Annotated in this window: 1 protein-coding gene; it reads right to left on the bottom strand. The window is 69.6% G+C overall.

Features of this window, described 5'->3' with window-relative positions:
- On the bottom strand, positions 1-3666 hold a 3666-nt coding region (locus ACFZDL_RS47100; RefSeq protein ID WP_391194604.1), incomplete at both ends, for an SDR family NAD(P)-dependent oxidoreductase.

The following is a 3666-nucleotide window of genomic DNA, read 5'->3' as shown; positions in this document are numbered from 1 at the left end:
GACGGCGGGGTGGGCCTGGTCGGCCGCCAGCGCGTCCAGGCCCCGCAGGAACTCCCCACGGTCCGAACCGACGACCACCGCACGATGCGCGAAGGCCGACCGGTGTGCGGCCAGTGAGTAGCCGATATCCGCGAGCCCCGGCCCGGATGGGGCGTCGGGAGCCGCTGACACGAAATCCCGCAGCCGGCGTGCCTGGGCCCGGAGGGCGCCAGCCGACTTCGCGGACAGCAGCCAGGGCAGGGAGACAGCGGACGCCGCCTCCAGAGCGGAGGCCTCTACGACGGGCGCCTCCACAGCCGGCGCGGAAGTCGGCTCTGCCACCCCCGTACCGTCGGGCTCGTCCGTCGGCGCCTCTTCCAGAATGATGTGCGCGTTGGTGCCGCTGACGCCGAAGGAGGAGACACCGGCGCGCCGCGGATGCCCGTTCCGCAGCCACGGCACGGCGTCGGTCAGCAGCCGCACCGCCCCGGCGGACCAGTCCACGTGTGGCGACGGTTCCTCGACATGCAACGTACGGGGAAGCGTCTCGTGCTGGAGGGCCATCACCATCTTGATCACCCCGCCGACACCGGCCGCCGCCTGGGCGTGCCCGATGTTGGACTTCACCGACCCCAGCCACACGGGATCGTCCTCGGCCCGGTCCCGCCCGTACGTGGCCAGCAGCGCCTGGGCCTCGACGGGGTCACCGAGGACGGTACCGGTGCCATGCCCCTCCACCGCGTCGACCTCGGACGGCGAGAGCCCCCCGCTGGCCAGGGCCTGGCGGATGACACGCTGCTGTGCGGGGCCGTTGGGAGCGGTGAGGCCGTTGCTGGCACCGTCCTGATTGATCGCGCTGCCGCGTACCACGGCCAGAACGCGATGGCCGTTGCGCCGGGCGTCCGACAGCCGCTCCACGAGGAGCATGCCGACGCCTTCCGCCCAGCCCGTGCCGTCGGCGGTGGCCGAGAACGCCTTGCACCGCCCGTCGGGGGACAGGCCCCGCTGGCGGGAGAACTCGATGAAGGTCGCCGGGGTGGACATCACCATCACCCCGCCGACGAGAGCGAGCGAGCACTCCGCCGTACGCAGCGACTGACCGGCCATGTGCAGCGCGACCAAGGAGGACGAGCAGGCCGTGTCCACCGACACGGTCGGTCCCTCAAGGCCGAAAGTGTAGGCGATACGGCCTGAGGCGATGCTCCCCGAACTGCCGGTCAGCGCATAGCCGGCCACCGCCTGTGGCACCTGCCGCACATGAGCCGCGTAGTCCTGCACATTGATTCCGACGAAGACTCCGGTCTGACTGCCGCGCAGAGTCTCCGGGGCGATGCCCGCGTGTTCGAACGCTTCCCACGAGGCTTCCAGCAGCAGCCGCTGCTGCGGGTCCATGGCAAGCGCCTCACGCGGGCTGATGCCGAAGAACGCCGCGTCGAAGTCACCGGCGTCATAGAGGAACCCACCGTGTCGGGTGCAGCAGGTGCCCTCGTGGGCGGGGTCGGGGTGATAGATGCGCTCGATGTCCCAACCGCGGTCCGTCGGGAACTCGGTGATGGCGTCAGTGCCCGAAGCGACCAACCGCCATAGATCCTCAGCCGACCGCACCCCGCCGGGATAGCGGCAGGCCATACCGATGATTGCGACGGGCTCGTCCAGGGACGCTGCCTGGGTACGCTCGGCCGGCGTCCCTGACACGGCCTTGCGCAGGTCGTCGTCGTTCCCGCCCAGCAGCGCCGCACGCAGATGCGTGGCGCACTCCGTGGGGCTCGGATGGTCGAAGACAAGGGTGGTGGAGAGAGCCAGTCCGGTGGCGGCCGCGACGCGGCTGCGGAACTCGACAGCGGTGAGGGAGTCGAACCCCAGTGCGCTGAAGGCTTGCTGAGCGTCGATCGATTCGGGGCTGGAATGACCGAGAACGGCGGCAGCGTGTGTGCGGACGATGTCGAGAAGGGCCTGCAGTTGTTCCTTGGGCGAACGCTGCGCCAGTTGCTCGCGGAGTGAGTCGGCGGAGGGTGGGGCGGCATCGCCGCGAAGTGCCTGTCGGACCTCGGGGATGTCGTCGATGAGCGGTGCCGGCCGCCGGGCGGTGAAGGTGGTGGCGAAGTCCTCCCAGTCGACATCCGCGACGACCGTGTTGGTGTTGGTGTTGGTTTTGGTGTGGGAGTCGTGGCCGTGGCCGAGGATGCGGTCGAGCGCGGCGAGGGCGAGATCAGGGGACATGGCCCGCAGGCCGCGACGGCGCAGGTGAGCGCGTGTGTCTCCGTCCGCGGCCATCCCCGCGCCGTCCCACGGCCCCCAGGCGATGGAGGTGGCGGGAAGCCCTTGGGTGCGGCGGTGCTGGGCCAGGGCGTCGAGGTAGGCGTTGGCGGCGGCGTACCCGGCCTGGCTCGCGCTGCCCCAGGTCCCGGCGATGGAGGAGAAGAGAACAAAGTGTTCGATCGTGTCGTGCTCGCGCAGCAGCTCGTGCAGCAGCGCCGCTCCGGTCGCCTTCGCCCCGGCTGTCTCGGCGAGATCCGCCGCGCTGTGGTCGGCGATGGCGGATTTCAGGTTGATTCCCGCGGTGTGGATGACGGTGGTGAGGGGGTGGGTTGGGGGGATGGTGTTGAGGAGGTTGGTGAGTTGGTTGGGGTTGGTGGTGTCGCAGGTGGTGATGGTGGTGGTGGCGCCGAGTTGGGTGAGGTGGTGGTGGAGTTGGGTGGCGTGGGGTGTGTTGGGTCCTTGTCGGTTGGTGAGGAGGAGGTGGCAGTGGGGGTGGTGGGTGGCGATCCAGGTGGCGATGTGGGTGCCGATGGCTCCGGTGCCGCCGGTGATGAGGATGGTGCCGTGAGGCTTCCAGGGTTGGGTGTTGCTGGGTGCGGCGGTGGTCCGGGTCAGGCGTCGGGTCTGCAGCCCCGTGTCGCGGATGGCCAGCTGATCATCCGCGTGTTGGGTGGTGAGGGCGGTGGTGAGGTGGTGGAGGTGTTGTGGGGTGGGGGTGGTGGGGAGGTCGATGAGTCCGCCCCAGTGGTGGGGGTGTTCGAGTGCGGTGGTGCGTCCGAGTCCCCAGATGTGGGCTTGGGTGGGGTGGTGGAGTGGGTCGGTTGGGTTGGTGGTGGTGGCGGTTTGGGTGAGGCACCACAGGGGTGCGGTGAGGGTTGGGTGGGTGGTGAGGGTTTGGATGAGGGTGAGGGTGAGTGCGGTGCCGGTGGGGACGTGGGGGTGTTCGGGGTGGGGTTCCTCGTCGAAGGCGAGCAGCGAGAGCACGCCACTGATACGCAAGCCCTCGGGTTGCTCGATCGCGTCGCTGAGGCGCTGGCCAAGGGCCAGCGGATCGATGTCGGCCGTGTCGAGTACAAGCTCGGCCGTGCGGATGCCACCGTGTTCCCGTAACCCACTGAGGATGGCCTCGATGTGAGGCTGCCCGGCCTGCCGGGCGGGAATGACGACCAGCCAGTCGCCTGGGGGCATCGGCTCGGCGTCAGCCAGGTTGAGCGGCTGCCAGACCTCGTGGTAGCGCCATGCGTCGGTGGTGCTTGGGGTGGGGGTGGTGGTGTTGAGCCAGTAGTGGTGGTGTTGGAAGGGGTAGGTGGGGAGGTTTGGGTGGTTGGGGTGTTGGGTGGGGGTGTGGTGGTGCCAGGTGGTGGGGTGGCCGTGGGTGTGGAGGTGGGCGAGGGCGGTGTGGGTGGTGTGGGTTTCGGGTTGGTGGGG

Source organism: Streptomyces sp. NPDC007917 (assembly GCF_042959105.1).
GTDB lineage: Bacteria > Actinomycetota > Actinomycetes > Streptomycetales > Streptomycetaceae > Streptomyces.
This window is presented reverse-complemented; position numbering and strand designations above follow the sequence as displayed.